Here is a 22,565-nt window from a genome sequence, read left to right on the forward strand (position 1 = left end):
CTTGATGTGGAAGTACGTGGCCATCTCGGAAACGACACCGTCGGTGGCGCCCTTGCCCGCCTTCTTCGTGACCGTAGCGTTCATGACTTCCTCCATGAGAGACCCTGTGCGCGAATGCGATGGCATTGGCGACATCTGTGGATAGGAGCGGGATCCGCCTTTCGCGATCCCCATGTGAGACAGATTGCCTCACAGAGATTCTATGAGTCAACTTGTCTCACAGAGAGCTGCGTCACACCGGCTCGGTTCGCTACGGCGACGGACAGCCTCATTCGACATTTCTGGACATTCTCTGATACCACTGAACTTCCATACAGCGTATGGAACAGAGCGGGGTGCCGCCGAACCGGCGGCCTCCGTTTCGACTGATGGCCGCCGGCCGCGCCCTCACGAGGGGTGAACTCGCCGATACGGCTTCGACATAGATGGGGCGCACCGCATCACCGCACAGCAATCGCTGGGTCTGCGGACGACGCCAACACGAAGGAGATAACCATGAGGAAGCTCACGAAGCGCATTTCTCTCGCTGCCGCCTCCGCCGCGGTCGCGGGTGGCGCCATTCTCGGCGCCGGGGGCACCGCCTCGGCCGCGGTTCCCGACTCTGCGCACGCGCACCGCCCGGCCGTCAGCGTCAAGGCCGACGACTACCGCCAGGACCACGGCGTTGCCTACTGGCACAACCTCGAGGAGGACTACCGCCGGGACGGACACCGCGCCCGTCCGCACGGCGACCACTTCGCCGACTCGGGCCGGTACGACCGCCGCGTTGACTCCCACCACTACTGGGATGACGAGGACAGCAGCGGGAAGCGCGACAGGAACTACCGCTACGACTGGGACCGTTGCGACCGCGACTCGAACCGGTACGACCTGGATCAGGACCGGCACAACCACGACTCGAACCGGTATGACCACGACTCCGACCGGTCCAGCTACGACCGAGGCCGCGACAACCGGTGAAACAGGCATGTCGGCACGGGCGGGCTCAGACCGTGCACACCACCGTGATGTCCGCCGGCGACGGGGAATCGGCCGCTGATCTCAGGATCAGCGACTCCTGATCGCTCCCGGGCAGCAGGCAGGAGGGGCTCGACATCACCCTCCTGCCTGCACCTGCCGATATTCCATACGACGTACGGAATGGATGCTGCCGAACGGTGCATGAAACATCCGCCGCGCGCCTTGATCACGTTCTTTCAGAAGTGAGGGAAGACCGCACATGACAGCCGCGCCGACGGTCACCAGCGGCCTCCGCTCCCGATGGCGTCGCATATCCGGCTCGATGAGCCGTGCCGAGTGGGGCCGCGTAGCCGGGATGGCCTCCTTCATCATCGCGCTCCACGTCATCGGGTGGTTCACGCTGGTGGCGATCGCGGCCCCGGAGCACCACAGCCCGGGTACCCAGGGCTTCGGGATCGGCATCGGCGTGAGCGCCTACACCCTGGGCATGCGGCACGCGTTCGACGCCGACCACATCGCCGCGATCGACAACACCACCCGCAAGCTCATGGACGAGGACCGACGTCCCCTGTCGGTCGGCTTCTGGTTCTCCCTGGGGCACTCCACTGTCGTGTTCGCGCTGACCCTCCTGCTGTCCCTGGGCGTCAAATCCCTTGCCGCACCCGTCCGCAAGGACAACTCCGAGCTGCACCACGTCACCGAGCTGATCGGCACGACCGTCTCCGGGACGTTCCTCTACCTCATCGCTGTCATCAATATCGTCATCCTGGCAGGCATCTGGAAGGTGTTCCGGCAGATGCGGTCAGGCCACTTCGACGAGGCCGCGATGGAGCAGCGGCTCAACAACCGCGGCCTCATCAACCGCGTGCTGGGACGCGTGATGAAGTCGATCTCCAAGCCGTGGCAGATGTATCCACTCGGCCTGCTCTTCGGTCTCGGCTTCGACACCGCCACCGAGGTCGCTCTGCTGGTACTGGCCGGCTCCGGAGCCGCCTCCGGTCTGCCTTGGTACGCCCTCCTCTGCCTGCCGGTCCTTTTCGCGGCCGGCATGAGCTTGCTGGACACCATCGACGGTTCTTTCATGAACTTGGCCTACGGCTGGGCCTTTTCCCATCCGGTGCGGAAGGTCTACTACAACCTCACCATCACCGGCCTGTCCGCCGCCGTCGCGTTGATCATCGGAACCGCCGAGCTGATGGGCCTGCTCGCCGACAAGGCCGGCCTGCACGGTGCGTTCTGGGACTGGATCAGCGGCCTGAACCTGAACACTGTCGGTTTCGTCATCGTCGGCCTGTTCTTCGCCACGTGGGCTGCTGCCCTTGCCGTGTGGAAGCTCGGCCGTATCGAGGAGAAGTGGACCGCCGGGCTGCGCCCCGCCGAGCAGCAGGCCGACTGACGGCAGGTGACGCGTGAGCGGCACCACAGCGCACTTATTGTCCGAGGGGCGACCGGGGCCCTGGTCTCGTCCTCGTGCCCTGACATCTCTGCAGCGATTCCGTCACGCCGCCTCCCTGAAAAATGGGCGCCGGTGCTCGGCAGAGCACCGGCGCCCATGGCATGAAGGCGCCCCTCACCCACCAGGCGCCCGCAGTGCCGTCAGGCCCACGCGACGGCGTCCTCGACGGGCACGCGGGGCAGCCGCGGGAACCACGGGTCGGCGCCGGGGTGACCGATGTTGACCACCAGTTGCGAGCGCCAGCTGGTACCGGCGAAGAACTCCTCGTCCACGCCGGCCTTGTCGAAGCCCGCCATGGGACCGGCCGCGAAGCCCGCCGCGCGTACCGCGAGCAGGAAGACTCCGGTCTGCAGTGCCGAGTTGTAGGCGGCAAGGCCCTCGCGCACGTCGGTCTGGTCGGCGAACGCCGCTCGCAGCATGTCGCCGCGGGCCGGGAAGACGGTCGGCATCTGCTCGTGGAAGTCGAGGTCGTACGCCAGGATCGCGACGGCCGGCGCGCTGAGCGTCTTGGCCCTGTTGCCCTCGTCGAGATGCCGGACGAGTCGCTCCTTGCCCTCGCGGGTGCGTACGAAGAGCGCGCGCAGCGGCTGGCCGTTGGCGGCGCTCGGCGACCAGCGGGCGAGTTCCCAGATCATGGCCAGTTCGTCGTCGGCGACGGCCACCTCGGCGAAGGTGTTCGCGGTGCGGGCCTCGGTGAACAACACCTTTCGGCCGGCGTCGTCGAGGACATCGAGGGCCTGCGGTTCGCGGTCGGTCATGCTCATCATTTCTCTCTTGCTTCGGTTGTGTGTGGTGCCGGGGCGGGCTGACCGCCCCGGCACCACCCCCTGGGGACGGGGTCTGCGGAGCCGGGCAGGGCACATGGACCCGGTGCTGTCACGTGGGCTGGGTCCCCTGGCCGACGTCATGTGTGTGCCGACCGCTTGTTCCGCTCCGCGCCCAGGCGGGCGAAGTAGGCGATCAGGTCGGGATGGTCGACGGCCTCGGGGTTCAGGACCTGCTCGGCGGGGGCGCCCTGGAGCAGGCGCTTGACGGGAACCTCGAGCTTCTTGCCGGTCTTCGTGTGCGGGAGGCCCGGTACGGCGAGGATCTCGTCGGGGACGTGGCGGGGTGAGGCGCCGGTGCGGATGGCGTCGCGGATCTTCTCGCGCAGGGAGTCGTCCAGGTCGGCCCCGTCGGCGAGGACCACGAAGAGCGGCATCCAGTAGCCGCCGTCGGGTTGCTCCGCGCCGATGACGAGAGCCTCGGTGATCTCGGGGAGGCGTTCGACGACGTCGTGGATGTCGGCACTGCCCAGGCGCACGCCGTTGCGGTTGAGGGTGGCGTCGGAGCGGCCGTGCACGATCACCGAGCCGTGCGAGGTGAGGGTGATCCAGTCGCCGTGCCGCCAGGCGCCGGGGTAGGCGCCGAAGTAGGCGTCTCGGTAGCGGCTGCCGTCGGGGTCGTTCCAGAAGTACAGCGGCATGGACGGCATGGGCCGGGTGACGACCAGTTCGCCGACCTGGTCGAGGACAGGGTTGCCCGTCGCGTCGTAGGCGGCCAGGGCCACGCCGAGGCTGGGGGCGGACAGCTCCCCCGCCCAGACGGGGGTCGTGGAGGCGCTGCCCGCGAAGCCGGAGACGATGTCGGTTCCGCCGCTGGTGGAGGCCAGCTGAATGTCGGCGCGGACGTGGTCGCGGACCCAGGGGTAGGCGGAGGCGGGCAGAGCGGAGCCGGTGCAGCCGACGACACGGATGGCCGACAGGTCGTGCACGGAGGGTTCGATGCCCAGCTTGGCCATGGCCAGCAGGTACTGAGGACTGGTGCCGAAGACGGTGACCCTGTGACGTGCGGCCAGCTCCCACAGGACGTCCGGACGCGCCTGTGGTACCGGGCTGCCGTCGTAGGTGCAGGTGGTGGCACCGGTCAGCAGGGTGGAGACGGCCAGGTTCCACATCATCCAGTGGGTGGTGGTGTACCACAGCAGCCGGTCCCCGGCGCCCAGATCGGTGTGCAGGCCGAGGGTCTTGAGGTGTTCGAGCAGGACCCCGCCGTGTCCGTGGACGATGCCCTTGGGCAGCCCGGTGGTGCCGGAGGAGAAGACGACCCACAGGGGGTGGTCGAACGGCACCGGGACGATGTCGAGGTGCTCGACACGGGTGGCCGCGTCCTCCCAGGGAACTCTCAGCCCCGAGTTCCCGTCCTCGGGCCACTCAAGGCCCACGTGGTCCACGAGCACCGTGGCCTTCAGCGTCGGCAGGGCGGCGGCGAGTTCGAGCGAGGCGGCGCGGCGGTCGTGGGTCGTGCCGTTGAAGAGGTAGCCGTCAGCGGTGACGAGCACCGTGGGTTCGAGCTGGGCGAAGCGGTCGGCGGCGGCCCGGGGCGCGTAGTCCTGGCCGCACACCGACCACACCGCGCCCAGGCTCGCGGTGGCGAGGAAGGCGATGACGGCGTGGGGGGTGTTGGGCAGATAGCCCACCACCCGGTCGCCCTGTTCGACGCCCAGGTCTCGCAGGCCGGCGGCGACGGAGGCGACCCGGGCGCGCAGCTCTTGGCCCGTGATCTCGTAGCCGGCGCCGGTCTCGTCCAGGGCGGTGATCGCGGGTGCGTCCGGCTGCAGGTTGCGCAGCGCGTGATGGGCGTAGTTGAGGGTGGCGCCGGAGAACCAGCGGGCGCCGGGCATGGTCTCCTCGGCCAGTACCCGCTCGTACTCGGTCGTCGCGTCGATGTCGAAGTACTCCCACACCGCGGCCCAGAACCCTTCGAGGTCGGTGACGGACCACTGGTGCAGGGCTCGGTAGTCCGTGGGGTCCTGGATTCCTTCGGCGCCCCGGTGCCGGGCCGCCCATCGGGCGAAGTCCGCGATGCGGCTTCGGGAGGCCGACTTCGGGTCGGGAGTGAAGAAGGGTTCCGTATACGGCTCAGGGTGCGGGGTGGTCATGGTGGGGTGCTCCTCGTCAGGCGGGCCGGGCGTCGGCGGTACGGCGGGCCGTGTGCAGCAGGGGGGCCCAGGCGACGGTGTCCGTGAAGTCGCCGGCGCCGGCCGGGACGGTGTCCATCACGACGCGGTCGGGGCGCAGCAGGACGGCGTCGGCACGGCCGCGGGCCAGCCAGCCGGCCAGGGTGCCGTCGTCGCCCAGGTCGTCGACGCGGATCGTCGGGGCGCCCAGCGCCGTGGCCACGACCGTCATCTGCGCCGTGGGTGGCACAGCGGTCAGGACGGCGAAGGAGTCTCCGAGGACGTCGTCGAGACGCACGCGCCTGCCGTCGTACCGCACCCAGGGCTGCGGGCAGAAGGTGCCGGCCAGCACGCGGCCGGTCAGTCTGGGCCGGCGCCGTACGAGTGGACCGGCGGTCAGGGCGGGACTGAGGTCACGGCCCACCGCCGCGGTCACACCGGGGATCCGACAGGCCGTGCCCACGAGCGCCCGGCGGAACGCCGCGCCGCGGTCCTGTCCGCCGGTCATGGCCCAGCCGACGGCGACCGCCACGCGGATCACATGGCGGGCGTGCGGCTTGCGTTCAGGTTCGTAGGTGTCCAGCAGCCCCTCGTTCGCACCTCGTTGGAGCACCCGGGCGAGCTTCCAGGTGAGGTTCTGGGCGTCGCGCAGGCCGGCGCACAGACCCTGTCCCACGAAGGGCGGGGTGAGATGGGCGGCGTCGCCCAGGAGGAAGACACGCCCCCTGCGCCACCGGTCGGCAAGACGGGCCCGGAACGTGTACTGCGCCTGCCGTATCACCTCGAAGTCACCGCCCTGCGAGGCGTCGGACGGCAGGTCCACCCAGGGGGCGACCAGTTCGCGCAGGCGCTCCCATCCGTCCGGGCCGTCCAGGCTCTGGTCGTCGGCCAGCCGGAACTCCCAGCGGTAACGGTTCTCGCTGACACGCATGAAGGTGGCCGGACGGGTGGGCGAGCAGATCTGCTCGGCGCCTTCCCAGGTGCGCACAGGGCGGCTGGTGCGCACGTCGATGACCCGCCAGCTCTCCTCGAAGTGCAGGTCCTCCCACACGGCGCCGATGGTGTCGCGGGTGAGACTGCCCGCACCGTCGCAGCCGAGTACGGCATCGGCCCACAGGTGCTCCTCCTCGTCGCTGCCGTCGCGACGGAAGGTGATCCGGACGGGACCCGTCGGATCGTTCGGTCCCTCGGTGTCACGTGCGGCGGACTGGGTGAGGGACACGACCTCCACCCCACTCCGCAGCTCGCACTCAGGGCGGCGCGCCAGGGCGTCACGCAGCAGGCGTTCCAGCTCGGGCTGGTCGAACATGCTGGTCTGGGGGAAGCCGTGGTGTCCGTGCGTGGACCGCGGGAATTCGGCGATCACCCGGCGCCCGGCGTCCAGCAGTCGCAGTCCCGGCGCCGGTCGCGCGAGGGCGGCGAACTCCTCGTGCACCCCGGCGCTCTGCAGGATCCGGCGGATCTCGTCGTCCACGACGACGGCGCGCGGCAACGGGTAGATGTCCCGGTGCCGTTCCAGTACGACGCTGGGCACTCCGTGCCGGGCGAGCAGCAGGGCGGCCGTGACCCCGACGGGTCCCGCACCGATGATCACCACCGGTTTCCGGGAGGCAGCCTTCATGGTGCGTCCGTTACGGGGGTCCGCTGCTCGCCGAGGTCGATCCGGCCGTCCGCGGTGGCGATCGTTGCGGTGATGAGGTCGCCGTTGCGCAGGTACTTGGGGTTCTTGGCCTGGCCCTTGAAGAACGCCTTCCACTTCAGTGCGGGCGGCAGCAGTGCGGCGATCTTCTCGGCGGCCTTGGGCGGGGCCTTCAGGGCCGTGCCGCCGGGAGTGCCGGTCAGCAGCAGGTCGCCCGGGTCGAGGGTCTGGAAGCGGGCGAGCAGGGTGAGCGCCTGCGCGGGCCGCACGATCATGTCGGCCAGCGTGCGGTCCTGGCGTGACACGCCGTTGACCGACAGTCGCAGCCTCAGGTTCAGCAGGTGGGTGAAGTCCTCGGGTTCCAGCAGGGCCAGGTACGGACCCGTCGGTGTGAAGGTGGGATAGGACTTGCTCTCGTAGAACTGGGTCTTGGTCAGCTGGACGTCGCGGGCGCTGACGTCGTTGGTCAGGACGAGGCCGGCGACGTAGCGCGGGAGGTCCTGCTCCTCGACGACGGTGCCCACGGGCAGGGTCGCGCCCATGACGAGGCCGAGTTCCACCTCGTAGTCGAGGAACTTCACGTGCGCGGGACGGATGATCGCGTCGTGGGGGCCGCCGACCGAGCCGGACGCCTTGCGGAAGAAGGTGGGCGGGATGTCGCCGGTGAAGCCCGAATCCTTGGCGTGGCTGCGGTAGTTGACCATCTGGGCGACCACCCGGCACGGGGTGGTGACCGGCGGCAGCACCACCAGGTCGGCGACGGGCGTGCCGTTCTCGGCGGAGGCGGCGGCCTCGCGGACCGCGTCCCGGTCGGCGAGCAGTTCGGCGGTGGTGACGGCCTTGGTCTGGATACGGACGGCGCGTTCGTCCCGGACGACCCACCAGCCGTCGGTGGTACGCAGAACGTTGGTGCTCATGAGCTCATCGCTTTCATCAGGCCCAGCAGGCGTGCGGGGTCGAGTTCGTTGTCGCCGCGCAGGGCCGTCATGACCTCGCGCAGCTTGGCGGGGGAAGGGGTGGTGCCCAGGAAGTCGCGGGTGACCGGCGGGCCCCACTGGGCCAGGCCGCTCGCCGACATCGGTGCCCAGCCGGGCTCCAGGTCGCAGGAGAAGAGGTCGCCGTCGGCGAAGTGCTCCAGCATGAAGTGGTCGGGGTCGCGCCAGTAGTCGAACAGCTGGCTGCCCTGGATGTGCCGGCCGATGCCCCAGCTGCGCTGGTAGCCGCGCTCGGCCAGGTATTCCCCGCCGGCGGCGATCGCGTCGAGGTCGGTGACCTGGTAGGCCGAGTGGACGTAGCCGCTTCCGGGTCCGAGGTGCAGGGCCAGCGTGTGATGATCGACGGCCACGCTCCCCTGGTCGCACCGGATGAACGTCATCGTCGGCCCGCGCCCGCGCTGCCCGTCCAGGAACAGGAAGTCGGACACGATCATCCCGAGGGTGTCCAGGTACCAGTCCAGGGTGCGGGCGAACACCCGTGTTTCCAGCACCACATGGCCGAGCCGCTGGATACGCGACGGCTCGCGGGACGGGCGCTGGGTGGCGTTCGTACGACGGTGATCGGTACCGAAGTTGAGGATCAGCGGCTCCTGCTCGGGCAGCGCGGGCAGCTGCTCGGCGCAGTGCACCACCCGGACCGGCAGGCCCGAGGGATCGAGCAGGGCGACCGACTGCCCGCCGCCCGGTACGCCGATGTCCCGGACCGTACTGCCGGTGGCCCGGGCCAGCCGGTCCAGGTCGGCCCGCTCGGCCGCGCGGAACGCCGGTCCGATGAACCGGGACGCCCGCCCCCGCCGGATGACCATGCACGGTGAGCCCGCGAAGGTGCCGCGCAGCCACAGCTCCCCCTCGGTGCGGGCGGCGATCGCGAACCCGAAGTCACGGGCGAAGACCTCGGCCCGGTCCAGATCCGGCTTCTCGAACTCGAGCCAGGCCAGGTCCGCCACCTTGATCAGGGGATTCCGGGAGCGTCCGGGGTGCTCGCCGCGCAGGGCGCCCTGCTCACTGTGGAGGTCCTGGTGGGGCGTCTGGGGAACGGCCCTGTTAACGGGGGTGTGGGACATGGTGTCCTCCAAGCAACACTGCTGTAATGAGGAAATCATCAACTTTGCCGTTCCTCACCGTCAATAGGCTGGACCCAAATAATTGATAATCTCATCAGTAATGGCAGACTCATCGCGGCGGTTGTTACACTCGCGGTATGCCGACGTCAGCCCCGCCCAAGAACCGCTTCGAGCGTCGCCGAGCCGAGACCCGTCAGGCGCTCGTCCGCGCGGCCCGGCAGATCCTCGCCGAGACCGGTGACACCAGCGCGAGCATCCAGGCCATCGCCGAGCGCGCGGACGTCGGATTCGGCTCCTTCTACAACCACTTCGAGTCGAAGACCGAGCTGTTCGACGCCGCGGTGACAGACGCCCTGGACGAGTTCGGTCAGGTCATCGACGAGCGCGTAGAAGGAATCGACGACCCGGCCGAACTCGTCGCCGCGGGCTTCCGGCTCACCGCCCGCATGGCCGACTCCCACCCCGAACTCATGCGGATCCTGCGTGACCGCGGCCTGGCCTACATCCACTCCGACCGCGGACTCGCCCCGCGAGCCCTGCGCGACCTGGAGAACGGCATCGCCTCGGGCCGCTTCGCCTGCCGCAACGCGACGACCGCCCTGTCCGCCCTGGGCGGCACCCTGATGTCCCTCGTGGCACTGCGGCTGGCCCGCCCCGATCTCGACGGGGACGAGGCCGCCTCCGACCTGGCCGAGATGGTCCTGCGCATGCTCGGCGTCCCTCCGGACGAAGCCCACCAGGTGACCCGGCGGCCGCTGCCCGGACACCGCTGAGCCGGAGGCGGCGCCGGCCAAGGCCTCGCCGTCCACCAGGGCGGCGTAACGTCGTGGGTGTGGACTTCACCGCGGACAGTCTCCTGTCCCGCGCCGCACATGAACTCAGCCCGCGAGCGGACGAGCTGATCCGCGACGTGAAGCAGTGTCTGCGGCGCGAGGTCCCCGACCTGTGGGACGAACCGGACATCGCACAGATGACGGCGGAGAACGTCGCCGATCACGTCGTCGCCCTGCTCTTCGGGATCGAGCACCACACCGAGCCAAGGCGGATCGATCCGCCGGCCGCCGACGTGGAGCGCGCGCGTCGGCTGGCCCAGCGCGGGAAGCCGGTCACATCGATGCTGCGCGCCTTCCGGCTCGCGCAGGGCCTCGTCCTCGACCGGCTGCTCGAAGAACTGGCACGGCTCACCAGCGATGCCGAACCGATCAGCGCGGCGACACGCAAGCTGATCGCACTGGCGACCGAGTACCTGGACCGCACATCGGAGACGGGCGTCCTGGCCTTCCAGGACGAGCGGGACCGTCAGGTGCAGTGGCGGCTGTCCGTGGTGAACGAGGCGAGCGTACGCGTCGGTACGACCCTGGACATCGCCCACACCGCCCAGGAGTTGGCGGACCTGGCCACCGAGCGCTTCGCCGACGCCGTCACCGTGGACCTCCTCGAGACGTCTTCCGGCGACGAGCCCCCGGCGACGGCCACACCCCTGGTCCGCCGGATCGCCCAGCAGTCGGTGACGGACGGTCACCCGGAGACGGACTGCCTGGAAGCGATCCACGGGGAGTCGCCGGTTCCACCGCGGCAGTTTCACAGGTATCTCCACAGGTATACGGACGGAGCACCACCGGCTCGCGCCCTGGTGACCGGCCGGCCCTCACGGCATCGCCTCGGCGCGTCCGCATCCATGCTGGTGGTACCGCTGTGCGCCCGCGGCACCACGCTGGGCGTCGCTCAGTTCTTCCGTCACCACAGACCCGACGGGTACGGGGACGACGACCTGCTCCTGGCCCAGGAGATCGCGGCCAGGGCGGCGGTGGCCATCGACAACGCCCGCCGGTACACGCATGCGCGCGCCACCGCTCTCACTCTCCAGCGCAGCCTGCTGCCGCGCAGTACACCCGTGCAGTCCGCCGTGGAGGTCGCCTGCCGCTACCTGCCGGCTGCCGCCCAGCTCGGCGTGGGCGGCGACTGGTACGACGTCATCCCGCTCTCCGGTGCCCGGGTCGCACTCGTGGTGGGCGACGTGGTCGGCCACGGCATCCACGCCGCCGCCACCATGGGCCGGCTGCGGACCGCCGTTCGCACCCTGGCCGACATCGACCTGCCGCCCGACGAACTCCTCACCCACCTGGACGACGTCGTCATCCGCCTGTCCGCCGAGGTCTCCGCCCAGACGGACACCGAATCCGTGGGGGACATCGGGGCCACCTGCCTGTATGCCGTGTACGACCCCGTCTCCAGCCGGTGCATCCTCGCCCGCGCGGGCCACGTGCTGCCTGCCGTGGTGACCAGGAACGGCGCCGTCGACATTCTCGACCTGCCACCGGGCCCGCCGCTCGGCCTGGGCGGTCTGCCGTTCGAAGCGGCAGAGATCGACCTGCCCGAAGGCAGCCTCCTCGCCCTCTACACCGACGGCCTGATCGAAGCTCGCGACCACGACGTCGAGACCGGCCTCACCCTGCTCCGCCAGGCCCTCGCCCGGCCCGCTCCCTCCCTGGAGTCCGCCTGCGACGCCGTCCTCGAAACCCTGCTGCCGGCTCGCCCGGACGACGACGTCGCCCTGCTCCTGGCCCGCACCCATGCCCTCGGGAGCCGCCAGGTCGCCAGCTGGGACGTGGCGGCCGACCCCGCCGCCGTCTCGCGAGCCAGGGCGAACGCCTCCCGGCAGCTGACCACCTGGGGGCTGGACGCACTCGACTTCACCACCGAACTGGTCGTCAGCGAACTCGTCACCAACGCCATCCGATACGGCCGGCCCCCCATCCAGCTGCGTCTCATCCACGACCGCACCCTCCTCTGCGAGGTCTCCGACGGCAGCAGCACCACCCCGCACCAGCGCCGCGCCCGGGGCTACGACGAGGGCGGCCGCGGGCTGCTTCTGGTCTCCCAGGTCACCGAGCACTGGGGCACACGTCACGCCCGGCACGGCAAGACGGTCTGGGCGGAGTGCGCCCTGGGCGTGCCAGAGCTCTTCTCGGACCCGGCAGTGCTGGACGTGCAGGGTGTTCCCGGGGGCGTATGAGCGTCATCTCGATATCGGCCGGCCGGCCGTGCCCGGCTTCACGTGCCCAGGAGTCCGTGTGCGCCAGACCCGGACACCGGGAAACCGCGGGCGCCGGTGCTCCCTCTAGCACCGGCGCCCGCTCACCCCTGCCCGGGGTGGTCTTGATCTGCCTTCTGTCCGGTTGTCAGGGGACGAGGATGAGGCGGATCGGGTCGCCGATCTTGTTCTCCAGCCGGTTGACCGCGTCGGCGGCCTCGGCGAGCGGGATGTGGTCGGTGATGGACGGGGCCAGGTCGAGACGACCGACCTCGGCGAGCCGGACCAGCTCGGTGACGGACTCGGGGGTGCCGCCGTAGTGGCCGCGCACCTGCTTGCCCAGATAGTTGAAGGTCAGGCCCTCGCTGATGGTGATCGGCCTGGGGCTGATACCGACCAGGATGAGCACTCCGTTCAGGCCGAGCACGGCGGCTGCCTGCTCACGGACCGCCGGCACGCCGGCGCAGTCGAAGGCGAAGTCCAGACCCCGCCCGCCGGTGGCCGCGCGGACCTGGTCGGCGAAGTCGGAGGCGGCCGGGTCCAGGGCGAAGTCCGCACCGAAGGCCAGGGCACGCTCCCGGGCTCCGGGCAGCGGGTCGACGGCGATGATCGGCGCTGCGCCCGCCAGGCGGGCGACGCGGACGTTGTGGGCGCCGACACCGCCCACACCCCAGATTCCGACGGACTGTGCGGGGCGCACCCCCGCGGTGGCGACGACGGCGGCGTAGGGCGTGGAGACCGCGTCGGGGATGATCGCGGCCTGGTCGAAGGGAAGGTTGTCGGGGATGGGGATGAGGGTGTCCTCGCGGGCGACGGTGTACTGGGCCCAGCCGCCGTCGTAGTCGATACCGGCGGTGAGCATCTGGGTGCAGGGGCGGCGGCGCACGCAGCCGGCGCACTGGCCGCAGGTCTTGCCGGCCTCCAGGGTGACGCGGGTACCGACGGTCAGGCCGCGCTTGAGGTCGGGGCCGAGAGTGTGGATCACACCGGCCATCTCGTGGCCCACGGTGACCGTGTCGGAAGTGGCGAACAACGGGACGAGGGAGCCGTCGAGGAGGTGGACGTCCGAGAGACAGACGCCTGCGGCCTTGACCTCGATGAGGATCTCGCCCGGGCCGGGCACGGGGACGGGGACCTCTTCCACGGCGAACTTCTTGCTGTCCAGGTGGAAGCGTCCGGCGAGCATGGTGTCCATGGTGCTCTGCTTTCTGTGAGCGGCACTCCGGCGGTTCGGGCCGACGGGTGCCGTGGGGCGCATCGCGGGTGAGTGGTGGCCGGGGGGCGTGCGGGGTGGCAGGTACGCCGCACGCCTCCCGGCGTCTGGGGGGTCAGGCGAAGACGTCCTGCTGGTAGCGTTCGTCGGCTTCCAGTTGGGCGAGCCACTGCTGGGCGGCTTCGTCGTCGCTGCCGGTGTGCCTGCGGTAGATGGCGGCGAGCGCCTCGCGCACGGCGGGTGCCATGCGACGTCCGTCGCCGCAGACGTAGATGTAGGCGCCGTCCTGGATGGCCTGCCACACGAGGTCGGCGGCGCCCGCGATGGCGTCCTGGACGAACCGGGCCGGGTGTCCGGTCACCGCGGAGAAGGCGGTGTGCACCTGGGCGATCCCGGTCTGCTCCCAGTCCTGCATCTCCTGCCGGTAGAAGTAGTCGTGCTCGGGGTGGCGGCAGCCGACGAAGACCTGGGACAGACCCACCTGGGTGCCGCTCGCGTGCTGGTGGGCACGCTCCTCCAGGAAGCCGCGGAGCGGCGCGATGCCGGTGCCGGGGCCGATGAGGATCAGCGGCGTGGCGGGATCGATCGGCGGGGCGAAGGTCGGGGAGGGCACGCGTACGTAGCCGTAGAAGACGTCCCCGGGGTTGAGGCCCGCGATGTAGGAGGAGCAGGTGCCGCGGTACCGGCCGTCGCCGGACAGGGCCGGCCCTTCCAGCAGACCGACGGTCAGCCGCACGTGCCGGGGATTGGCCAGCGGGGCGGAGGAGATGGAGTAGAACCGCGGGCGGATCGGGCCCGTCATCTCCAGGAAGATCCCCAGCGGCAGTTCGACCGCCGGGAAGCGCTCCAGCAGGTTGAGCACGGAGACGCGCTTGCCCAGGACCTCGGTCTGGTAGCGCTCCTCGGCCTCGGCGGTGTCGGCCGTGTAGGCCTCCAGCTGCGGCCGGGTCCACGGGCAGTCGGTGTGCTGGGCCAGCGTCTGTATCTGCGAGCGGGTGGCCACGTCCTGCAGCTCCACGAACTCGGTGAACAGCAGGCCCGCTGTGACGGGAGTGCCCACCGGGAGGTGCGTGCGGCCGCCCGCGGGCTGGTCCAGACGCAGGACCTGGTCGCGGTCGACGCCGAGCCGCGCGAGGACCCGGGCGACCAGCTGCGGCTCGTTCTTGGCGAACACGGCCAGGTGGTTGCCGGTGTCGTAGGTGACACCGTCGGGGAGTTCGATGGTGATGGACTTCGCGGCCGGGCGCGGCGGCTCGATGCTGAAGTCCCACAGCCCGGTCGCGTCGCTGACCAGTTCCTCGTTGGCCACGACCGTGAGGGGGTAGGCCTGCTCGGAGACGATCGCGGGGCGCACGTCGGCTTCGGTGAGCAGCTGGACCTCGAAGCGCGGCCCGGTGGTTTGGGAGGTGTCGGCGGCGTACTCCTCGGCCAGGGTGGTCCACAGGGTGTCCATCCAGCGGGTCGCCATGCCGTCGAAGTCACCGGCGGCGTCCGCGATGCCGCGCTCGATGACGCGGGTGGCGCCGGCGGCCAGCAGGCCTGCCTCGATCCGCTTGGGGAAGCCCTGGTAGGTGGCCACCCACTGGGTGTTGCCGGCCCCCAGCAGCGCGAACCGCACGTTGGACAGCGAACCCTCCGGGAGTCCGGCGGCGAGCAGGTCGTCGAAGCGCTGCGCGTTGTCCGGGGCCTTGCCGTTGTAGCTGGAGGCCACGACGACGAGCAGGCCCTCGGTGGGCAGGTTGTCACCCAGCTCGTCCAGACCGACCAGGGTGGTGCCGAATCCGGAGCGCTCACCGCGGTCGGCGATGGTGCGCGCCAGGTCCTCGCACGAGCCCAGGCTGGAGCCGTAGGCGACGGTCAGGTTCACCCCGACACCGCTGACCGCGGCCTGCGCCTCGGTGTCGTCGGCCTGCGGGTCCACCGCGCCGAACACGGCCCGCTCGTGCTCCTGACGGGCCCGTACGGTCAGTTCGAAGCCGCCGGGCTTGCGCGTCAGCGCCTCCTTGACGTCCATCTTGTAGTCGTCGGGGTCGGCGAACTTGAACTTCTGCAGCACCAGGGCGAGGGCCAGACGGGCCTCGGTGAGCGCGAACTGCCGGCCGATGCAGGCACGCACGCCGTTACCGAACGGCTTGTAGGCGTGCGGGTGGTGGTTGACCCGGTTCTCCGGCAGCCACCGGTTGATGTCGAACTCCTCCGGCCGCTCCCACGCCTTGGGGTGGGTGTGCAGCGGGCCCTCGAGGATGTTGACCCTGGTTCCCTTCTTCAGCCCGTAGCAGCCGCCGATGACGGTGTCCTCCAGCGGGGACTTGCCGATCAGCGGGATGGGAGCCCACAGGCGCAGGGTCTCCTCCAGGATCCGCGGGATCACGTCCATCTGCATGATCGTGTCGTAGTCCGGGACCGTGTCACCCGGCAGCAGCCGGTCCACCTCGGCGTAGGCCTGAGCCAGGATGTGCGGGTTGCGCATCAGCGAGTACGTGGCGAACGACAGCAGACCACTGGTGGTCTCGTGACCGGCGATCAGGAACGTCACCACCTGGTCACGGACGTTGTCGTCGTCCAGCCCCTTGCCGGTCTCCGGGTCCGTGGCCTCCAGCATCAGGCCCAGCAGGTCGTCCTCGGCTGTGCCGTGCCCCTCACGGCGCTCCTTGATCACATTCTCGACCAGGTCCCGCATCAGCCGGATGTTCTCGCGGTACTTCTTGTCGTCGGCCTTGCGCATCTTGGTCATCATCGGCAGCTCCTGCGAGCGCCGCAGCGACTCGACCAGCGCCTGCAGCAGGGCGTTGAGGAACGGGTGCAGATCGTCCTTGGCGAAGGAGTCGAACCGGTAGCCGAAACCGGACAGGGCGATGGTGTCCAGGGTCAACCGGGTGTAGTCGTCGGTGATGTTGACGGGCCGGCCCTCCCTGCGCTCCCACTTGCCCACCAGGTTCTGGGCGATCTCCAGCATCTGCCCGAAGTAGCCCTTCATCGCCCGCTGGCTGAAGGCCGGGAGGAGGACTCGGTGCGCCATGCCCCATTCCTCTTCGTGCTGGTGGGCCGTGAACAGGCCGGCTCCCGCGTAGTCCCGGACGTGCGCCAGCGGCGTCTTGTCGATCTGCTTGAAGAACCGTGTCTCGTCGCAGACCTCGGCCACCAGGTCCGGGTCCCAGACGAAGACCTGCTCGATGCCGGCGATCTCCATGCCGTAGAGCCCCTCGGGGAACTGCTTGGACAGCCTGCCGAAGTACTCCACCGGGTTGGTGCTGGGGATCTGCGGCGTGTGGCCGAAGAGCGGGACCCCCCGGGGAGACCGGATGGGCCGCAGGTCGGTCTCGGGCTGTGTGGTCATGGCTGGCTCCTTCAAGGGGAAAGGCGGGCAGGACGCCATTCGGTGTCGCGGGGCGCCGGTACGGCAGCACCCGATTTCCATACGCCGTATGGCTTCAGTAGTACCATACGACGTATGGAACTGCAATCGCCGGCCCTGGGGTCGGAAATCAAGAAGGTCAGACCCCCAGGGGCTGCGTCGCCCGCACAGGGGGGTCACATCAGGTTCGGGCGCTTCCTCGCGGCGGCGCCTCCATGGCGCGATCGCCCACACGGCGTCAGTTAGCGAGATCAGGCAGGGCGGGTGCGCCAGAGCGCCGTGGCGGCGACCTCGTCGCCCGCCAGGGCCACCCGGTCCGGGGCTGTCCACGAAGCCGGAAGGGCGGGGACTCGATGCGGTGCCACTGCCCCCACGTCGGCGAAGCCTGGTACCGTACACCGTATGGCGACTGAACGGAAGCCCCCTCGGGGCACGAGAAAGAGGGACGTACCGCTCACCAAGGACGGCATCCACGCCATGGCGTTGCAGCTCATCGATGCCGACGGGGTCGAGGCGCTCACCATGCGCAAACTCGCGACCGCGCTCGACGCGAACCCCATGTCGCTGTACCACCACGTGCCGAACAAGGACGCCGTGCTGCGCGGCGTGGCCCACCGGGTCGGTTCGCAGTTCAGCGCGGAGGACCGGGGAGACATCCCCTGGCAGGACCGACTGCGTGAACTGGCCCGGGACTTCCGCGAACTGTCGCACCGTCACCCGAAACTGATGGGGTATTCCTTCACGCGCCCCGACTACGTGCAGCCGGAGGACCCCTTCTGGCGGGCACTGGTCGACATCCTGGCCGCCGCGAAACTGCCCGAGGAGGAGATTCCGCGCGTCGCCGCGACCCTGGTCGGCGTGTTCACGGGTCTGCTGCTCAGCGAACTGAACGGGGCACTGCAGCGGTGGGCCACTCTGCCACCGGCACCGTCGGGCCCCGACGAGGAAGAGGCGCTCCCGCCCTCCAAGGACGTGATCGACACCATGTTCGACTCCACGCTGGACGCGGCGGTCGCCGGAGTGGAGAACCATGCCGCACGAGCCCGCCAGCGGGTATGACGGAAGCGAGCCGGCTCGGGTGGGGCGGTGAGCGGTCCCGCGGCGGCTCGCCCCTCGGTGTCAGCGGCACCGAGGGCCGGCCCCAGTGGGCGAACCCGGGGGCTGCCACCTCACCATGCAGTCCAGTGCGCCTCCAAGTCCGCAGCGACCTCGGCCGGCTTCTGGACTGGCGTCCAGTGGTTGCAGTCCAGCTCGACGACGCGCGACGCCCGCACGGCTCCGCCGAGCTTCCCGGCGAACTCGACCGGGCAGGCGGGGTCGAGCGTGCCCCAGAGGACCAGGCACGGCGCGGAGACGTTCGCCAGTTCCGGCTCCCACTGCGCACCCACCGTCTCGGCGGAACGGTACAGCTTGAGGATGCTGTCCCTCATGGTCCCGTCCACGCGCAGAACCATGTCCCCGGCCACCTCAGCCGGGACGTCGAAGTGCTCCATCAGATCCTTGGCGAAGGACGCCGGGTGGAGTTCGTCCATGAACCGGTCGCCCTCGACGGGGTCCTGCCAGATCTTGGCCAACGGATGCCAGACGTAGTCGGCACTGACCGGAGCGCTACTGCCGGCCCACGTACGAACGAGGTCGGGTCGCAGGGAAGCGACGCGCGCGGTGAGGATGCAGCCCCAGTCATGGCCGACGAGGTCCACGGGCTCGCCCACCCGCTCCAGCCGTTCGATGAGCCAATCGACGTACTCCTCTTTGGTGGAGCCGAAGCCGCGCGGCCGGGGCGTGCCGAAGCCGGGCAGATCCCAGGCCTCGACGTCGCTCCGGATCAGGTGTCGGCGCACGCCGTCCCACACACGGTGGGTGTCGGGGACGCCGTGGATCAGAATGGCAGGCATGGCTGAACTCCCTTGTCACTGAACAAGCACTGCATGTCTTGGCTTTGGCCCTCACTGCTCTTTCAGGTCGGAACCGGCCGTCCTGTCCGAGACGGAATTCCCCAGGGAGTCTCCTTCGCCGCGTGCGGCCGGCGGTCGGAGTTGGCGGGGGACACGTCCGGCGGCCCGCGGGGAGTTCTGCGAGGGCCGGCCGTCGCGCCCACCGGCGTGATCGGCCGCGAGCCGACTTTCCATGCCGCTGATGATCGTGTCCAGCACCAGGCGGAACATCAGGTCCTCGGCAAAACCCTCGTTCGTCGGCCCGCCCTCGGCGGACGCGGGCGCGGCGGACCGGAGGTTCGACCACCGGTCGAGCGCGCCGTTGAGCTCGGCGATCATCACGCCGATGACGACGGCGCACACGAGGGCGGCGAGCTGCGGGACATCCGACTGCGGAACCCCCGCCGCGTCCAGCACGGCGGTGAGCGCGACCCAGAAGGGGTCTTCGGGCTGGATGAAGTCCGGCTGGCTGAACGAGTAGGCCATGAGGTTGGGATGACGGTGCGCCAACGTCCGGAAATCCGTGGCAAGCAGGCGCATGCGCTCCTGCCAGGGGGCGTCCTCCAGTGTCACGGTGCGGAACCGGGCGCCGACCATTCTCGCCACGCCACGCACCACTGCCTCCTTGTTCGGCACGTGGTGGTACAGCGACATCGGGTTCGCGTCCAGCGCGGCGGCGAGTTTGCGCATCGTGAGCGCCTCGACCCCGTCCGCGTCGATGAGCCGCAGGGCGGAGGCGCAGATCCCTGCCTCGGTCAGAGGCACCTCCCTCTTCCGAGTACCTCTTGGGGTACGCTTCGCTCTTTCCATACGATGTATGTTATCAAGCCGTAGGCCGACGCGGGGCGCTCGCCGCCCGTGGTGGCGGTCACTCCCGCGGCCCCGAATACAGGCACTCGAACGGGCGGGACGGACCGCGATTCCCGCCCCTTGAGGTCGCCCGGGGTTCACGGTCGGGCGGCCCGAGGCCGCGGCGCGCGAGGCGGCCCCCGCCCCATCCGGGAAGGCCCTCTTCCGGGACACGGGAGCCGCAGACCTCGATGGGCTCGGCACCCGTCACCGCAAAGGAGAGTCGGCGGTGGGCGTCAGCACCGACTCGGCGACGCCGACGATCTGACTGATGTCGAAGCCCTCCATGTCCGCACGGAATTCGGGGCTGGAGAGGTACGCCTCCAGCCGTTCCTGCACGTCGTCGGCGTCCCGGTAGGAAACGAGGGCGTACAGCTGGGGCGCCTCACTCCCGGCGGTCGCGGACACCGTCCAGACGCCATGTGTGGTGATCCTGTGCTTGGCCATACCGGGAATGTGCCTGGCCCAGATGTTCTCGTAGGCGACGAGCGCCTCAGGGCCGGACAGCGTGTAGACACGAAGCTGGTACTGGGACATGAATATTCTTTCCTTCTCTTCCGCCGCCGGGACAAAGCTCCCCAGCGGCACGACGGTTGGGAGGCTTCTCTCAGCCTTTCGCGAACAGGTTCGCCAGTTCGAGCTCCCAGTCGATGCGCCCCGACTCGGTACCCCGTGGCACCAGCGCTTCCGTGTCCTCCAGGAAGGTCCTGACGTCCCGCACGGGAACCTCGAGCAGGGCGGTGCCCGCCGGAGACCCGAGGACGATGTACATCGCCTGGTCACCACGGGCGGCACCCGGCCAGACCCGGACGTCCCCGCACCCAGCGGAGCCGGTCAGGCCATCGGCCAGAACATCACGCCCGAGAACCCATTCGACCGGCTCGCCGGTGCCGGCGAAGAAGACGGCACGGACGACGTAGGGATCAGCGGGCTCGTACCGCAGGCTCATGCGCATGGACAGCGAACAGGTACGCGAGATGACGAGTTCCACGGCCACCCCCCGCACGACGGTCTTCAGAGACTCCATCGATTTCCACTCCCGCGCGGGCGGCGCTCAGCGACCGCTGATCTCGTCCGGGCCGTCATAGCGCCAGCCATGGATCTCGTCCCAGGAGTAACCCAGTTCGAGCAGGTAGCCGACACCGTGATCCCAGCGGTAGTCGCCGACGGCGACACCGACGGCCGGAGGCTGGACGTGCGCGGATGCGGAAGTCGCGGCCGAAGCCGTACCCCCGGCACCAAGAACAGCGGCACTCGCGACCGCCACGGAGCAAGCGGTGACGGCAACGCGCCTCGTGAGCTTCTTCATGATCTTCCCTTCCCGATGGGTGCGATCCGCACCAGGCGGCTGCATCAGGCGATAGGCGACACCCGGCATGGCCGGGCAGGCTTTTCCATACGACGTATGGAACTACCTTTCCAGGATTACCATACGTCGTACGGAAATGTCGAGGGGGCGAGAGTGGACGTACCTTTGATCTGTTTCCAGACACTTGACTATAAAGTCGTCGTATCTGACTATTCCATCAGAAGTGGACAAAGTCGTCCAAGATCGGCGGACGCCGTGCCAGTAGGCGGCAGGTCCTCCCGGGCGATCCTCAGCCCCCGGCCGGCGCCGTTCCACCACGGCCACGGATCGGGCCGACGCCTCACACGCCGACGCTGTCTCACACCCACACTGATGGGAAGAACCGGATGACGAACACCGACCACACGCCACTCACCGAACCGGTGGGTCCCCGGGAAACACCCGATGCGGCGATAGCCATGCTCGACGCGGAGGGGACCGTGGTGGGGTGGACGCACGCCGCCGAGCAGCTCGTCGGGTACTCGGCCAGGGAAGTGGTGGGCCGGTCCGCCGCACACGTGCTGCCGCCCGCCGAGAACGCCCCGAGTGCTTCGGCGTTCGCCGAGCAGTGCCGTGCCCAGGAGGGCTGGTCCGGCGCCGTGACGGTCCGCCACCGCGACGGCCACGCCATCAGAATGACGCTGCGGATCTCGCTGCTGTGGGGCCAGGACGCCGACACCCGGTGGCTGGTGTCCGTGACCGACATAGGCACCCTGTCCTCGGGCGCGTCCAACGGAGCTGTGCGCGAGTCGCTCCTGGCTCACGCACCGATCGGCATCGCCGTCTACGACCCGCAACTGCGCTGCGCCTGGGTCAACGACGCCATGGAGCGCCACGACGGCACTCCTCGCGAGCGAAGGTTCGGACGCCGCCTGCGGGACTCACTGCCCGCCGTCGAGGCCGAAGCACTCGAGGTGGTGATGCGGCAGGTGCTGGAGAGCGGCACCACCATGGTCCACGAGTACCGGGCGTGGTCGTCGACGGACCGACGCCGGGAGCACGCGTTCTCGGCCTCGTTCTTCTGCCTCCAGGACGCGAACGGCACGGCGCTGGCAGTGTGCTCCATGAGCGTGGACGTCACCGGCAACCGGCGGGCGCGCGAGCGCCTGGCCATCCTCAGCGAAGCCAGCACGCGGATCGGCAGCTCCCTCGATTTGATGCGGACCGGGCAGGAACTGGCCGATCTCGCCGTGCCCCTGCTGGCCGACCATGCAGTCGTCGACCTGATGGAGTCGGTTCCGTTCGGCCTCGATCCCTCGGCGGGGACCGGCAACGCCAACGACCGCCCACCCGTGCTGCGCCGAGCCGGTGTGGCCTCCTTCGACCCGAGCATCCTCACGTTGCCATGGGTGCGCGAAGAGGTGATCCGCCCCTTCCCGACCTCGCTGTTCGCCACCGCCCTGCGCACGGGCAGGTCCTACTTGGAATCGGTGCTGGACACCCAAGCCGGCCCCTGGCTCAGTCACGACCCTGTGCGGACGCAGAAGCTTCGTGACACCGGCGTCCACTCTTTGATGGTCGTACCCATCCGGGCGCGGCGCTGTGTGCTGGGGCTGGCCGTGTTCGGCCGCTCCGAGGAATCGACGCCGTTCCAGGAGGACGATCTCCTCCTCGCCGAGGAACTCGTCACCCGGGCCGCGCTCAGCCTGGACAACGCTCTGCAGTACGCCCGTCAACGCACCGCTGCCCTGACGCTCCAACGCGACCTGCTCCCCCACCATGTGGGCGGCGGCGCCGCCCTCGACGTGGCCTCCCGCTATGTGCCCGCCGACCTGGACCA

The 22,565-nt window shown here is 69.6% G+C and carries 18 protein-coding genes; 6 read left to right on the plus strand and 12 right to left on the minus strand.

Annotation, left to right across the window (positions count from 1 at the left end; all coding sequences use genetic code 11):
• The first annotated feature begins 495 nt into the window (after positions 1-495).
• Together ACWDGI_RS42715 and ACWDGI_RS42720 are read left to right on the plus strand one after the other, a co-directional pair.
• Positions 496-960, plus strand: a complete 465-nt coding sequence (locus ACWDGI_RS42715) for a hypothetical protein (RefSeq protein WP_450768452.1) — start codon at positions 496-498, stop codon at positions 958-960.
• A 259-nt stretch (positions 961-1,219) separates the two neighbouring features.
• Positions 1,220-2,356: a HoxN/HupN/NixA family nickel/cobalt transporter gene (locus ACWDGI_RS42720; protein WP_450768453.1), complete on the plus strand. Its 1,137-nt coding sequence runs from the start codon at positions 1,220-1,222 to the stop codon at positions 2,354-2,356.
• A 200-nt stretch (positions 2,357-2,556) separates the two neighbouring features.
• On the opposite strand, the gene ACWDGI_RS42725 is transcribed toward ACWDGI_RS42720, so the two are convergent.
• The 5 genes from ACWDGI_RS42725 to ACWDGI_RS42745 all read right to left on the minus strand — a co-directional run bounded on the left by ACWDGI_RS42725 (position 2,557) and on the right by ACWDGI_RS42745 (position 9,052).
• Positions 2,557-3,174: a malonic semialdehyde reductase gene (locus ACWDGI_RS42725; RefSeq protein ID WP_450768454.1), complete on the minus strand. Its 618-nt coding sequence runs from the start codon at positions 3,172-3,174 to the stop codon at positions 2,557-2,559.
• Positions 3,175-3,320: 146 nt separating this feature from the next.
• On the minus strand, positions 3,321-5,336 hold the full coding sequence (locus tag ACWDGI_RS42730; protein WP_450768455.1) for an acetoacetate--CoA ligase: 2,016 nt from the start codon (positions 5,334-5,336) through the stop codon (positions 3,321-3,323).
• A gap of 16 nt (positions 5,337-5,352) precedes the next feature.
• Positions 5,353-6,975 carry a bifunctional 3-(3-hydroxy-phenyl)propionate/3-hydroxycinnamic acid hydroxylase MhpA gene (gene mhpA / locus ACWDGI_RS42735; protein ID WP_450768456.1) on the minus strand — a complete coding sequence of 541 codons (1,623 nt, stop codon included), beginning with the start codon at positions 6,973-6,975 and terminating at the stop codon, positions 5,353-5,355.
• Positions 6,972-7,910 (minus strand): fumarylacetoacetate hydrolase family protein, encoded by a 939-nt coding sequence (locus ACWDGI_RS42740; RefSeq protein ID WP_450768457.1) that lies wholly within the window; start codon positions 7,908-7,910, stop codon positions 6,972-6,974. The genes mhpA and ACWDGI_RS42740 overlap by 4 nt, the downstream gene beginning before the upstream one ends.
• Positions 7,907-9,052 (minus strand): VOC family protein, encoded by a 1,146-nt coding sequence (locus ACWDGI_RS42745; RefSeq protein ID WP_450768458.1) that lies wholly within the window; start codon positions 9,050-9,052, stop codon positions 7,907-7,909. The genes ACWDGI_RS42740 and ACWDGI_RS42745 overlap by 4 nt, the downstream gene beginning before the upstream one ends.
• A 137-nt stretch (positions 9,053-9,189) precedes the next feature.
• Here ACWDGI_RS42745 and ACWDGI_RS42750 point away from each other — a divergent pair, with 137 nt between their 5' ends.
• The gene (locus tag ACWDGI_RS42750) at positions 9,190-9,825 is read left to right on the plus strand and encodes a TetR/AcrR family transcriptional regulator (RefSeq protein WP_450768459.1); all 636 of its coding nucleotides are present in this window, start codon (positions 9,190-9,192) and stop codon (positions 9,823-9,825) included.
• A gap of 59 nt (positions 9,826-9,884) precedes the next feature.
• The gene (locus ACWDGI_RS42755) at positions 9,885-12,068 is read left to right on the plus strand and encodes an ATP-binding SpoIIE family protein phosphatase (protein ID WP_450768460.1); all 2,184 of its coding nucleotides are present in this window, start codon (positions 9,885-9,887) and stop codon (positions 12,066-12,068) included.
• Between the two features lie 166 nt (positions 12,069-12,234).
• Here ACWDGI_RS42755 and ACWDGI_RS42760 read toward each other — a convergent pair whose 3' ends face one another.
• A complete protein-coding gene (locus ACWDGI_RS42760; protein WP_450768461.1) occupies positions 12,235-13,281 on the minus strand; it encodes a zinc-binding dehydrogenase in 1,047 nt (348 codons plus the stop codon).
• A gap of 133 nt (positions 13,282-13,414) precedes the next feature.
• On the minus strand, positions 13,415-16,636 hold the full coding sequence (locus tag ACWDGI_RS42765; RefSeq protein WP_450768462.1) for a bifunctional cytochrome P450/NADPH--P450 reductase: 3,222 nt from the start codon (positions 16,634-16,636) through the stop codon (positions 13,415-13,417).
• A 420-nt stretch (positions 16,637-17,056) separates the two neighbouring features.
• Between ACWDGI_RS42765 and ACWDGI_RS42770 the strand changes: the two genes are divergently transcribed.
• Complete coding sequence (locus ACWDGI_RS42770; protein WP_450768463.1) at positions 17,057-17,713, plus strand: TetR/AcrR family transcriptional regulator; 657 nt, start codon at positions 17,057-17,059, stop codon at positions 17,711-17,713.
• Positions 17,714-17,823: 110 nt separating this feature from the next.
• Here ACWDGI_RS42770 and ACWDGI_RS42775 read toward each other — a convergent pair whose 3' ends face one another.
• The 5 genes from ACWDGI_RS42775 to ACWDGI_RS42795 form a co-directional block, all read right to left on the minus strand.
• Positions 17,824-18,549 (minus strand): alpha/beta fold hydrolase, encoded by a 726-nt coding sequence (locus ACWDGI_RS42775; RefSeq protein ID WP_450768464.1) that lies wholly within the window; start codon positions 18,547-18,549, stop codon positions 17,824-17,826.
• A 51-nt stretch (positions 18,550-18,600) separates the two neighbouring features.
• On the minus strand, positions 18,601-19,353 hold the full coding sequence (locus ACWDGI_RS42780; RefSeq protein WP_450768465.1) for a TetR/AcrR family transcriptional regulator: 753 nt from the start codon (positions 19,351-19,353) through the stop codon (positions 18,601-18,603).
• A gap of 291 nt (positions 19,354-19,644) precedes the next feature.
• Positions 19,645-19,974, minus strand: a complete 330-nt coding sequence (locus tag ACWDGI_RS42785; protein ID WP_450768466.1) for an NIPSNAP family protein — start codon at positions 19,972-19,974, stop codon at positions 19,645-19,647.
• Between the two features lie 70 nt (positions 19,975-20,044).
• The gene (locus ACWDGI_RS42790; protein WP_450768467.1) at positions 20,045-20,464 is read right to left on the minus strand and encodes an SsgA family sporulation/cell division regulator; all 420 of its coding nucleotides are present in this window, start codon (positions 20,462-20,464) and stop codon (positions 20,045-20,047) included.
• A 27-nt stretch (positions 20,465-20,491) separates the two neighbouring features.
• Positions 20,492-20,815: a hypothetical protein gene (locus tag ACWDGI_RS42795; protein WP_450768468.1), complete on the minus strand. Its 324-nt coding sequence runs from the start codon at positions 20,813-20,815 to the stop codon at positions 20,492-20,494.
• A 317-nt stretch (positions 20,816-21,132) separates the two neighbouring features.
• Here ACWDGI_RS42795 and ACWDGI_RS42800 point away from each other — a divergent pair.
• Positions 21,133-22,565: PAS domain-containing protein (locus ACWDGI_RS42800; RefSeq protein WP_450768469.1), on the plus strand; the 1,433-nt coding region annotated here is incomplete at its 3' end.

Source organism: Streptomyces sp. NPDC001220 (genome assembly GCF_053597895.1).